Below are 538 nucleotides of genomic sequence, written 5' to 3'. Positions count from 1 at the left end.
AGTCGTAACAAGGTAGCCGTAGGGGAACCTGCGGCTGGATCACCTCCTTACCGACGACGTCACCGGCTGTCGGCAAGTGCTCACACTGAATTACCTGATCGGCCAGAGCAAAGACTGTTTGGGTATAGGCCCAGCGTGACCAATGGGTCTGTAGCTCAGTTGGTTAGAGCGCACCCCTGATAAGGGTGAGGTCGGCAGTTCAAATCTGCCCAGACCCACCATTCTCCGAACCGCCGGGTAGCTCAGTTGGTTAGAGCGCACCCCCGGAAGTTCTGTAAAGAGAAGGGTGAGGTCGCCGGGTTTATTCAAATCTGCCCAGACCCACCAAATTTTATCCAGTGTTCATGGCGTTGATGTTTTTGTCACCAATGCCTTGTCCTGAATAAAATATCCCATGTCACGTGGGAATCAGTGGGGCCTTAGCTCAGCTGGGAGAGCGCCTGCCTTGCACGCAGGAGGTCAGCGGTTCGATCCCGCTAGGCTCCACCACTCCGCCCCGCAGTCTTAGCTGATCGGATCCGCAGTCACAAGCCATCGT

Annotated in this window: 2 tRNA genes and 1 rRNA gene; all 3 read left to right on the top strand. The window is 55.8% G+C overall.

Going from position 1 to position 538, the window contains the following annotated elements:
- A 16S ribosomal RNA gene (locus AC5W54_RS22565) occupies nt 1-50 on the top strand; the annotation flags it as partial.
- 94 nt (nt 51-144) lie between these two features.
- Nucleotides 145-221 (top strand) — tRNA-Ile (locus tag AC5W54_RS22560).
- Nucleotides 222-413: 192 nt separating this feature from the next.
- Nucleotides 414-489: transfer RNA gene (locus AC5W54_RS22555), tRNA-Ala, on the top strand.
- The last annotated feature ends 49 nt before the right edge of the window (nt 490-538 follow it).

Source organism: Halomonas sp. LMYGS-3 (assembly GCF_059509875.1).
The sequence above is the reverse complement of the archived record's forward strand: the minus strand, read 5'-3'. Positions and strand labels throughout refer to the sequence as shown.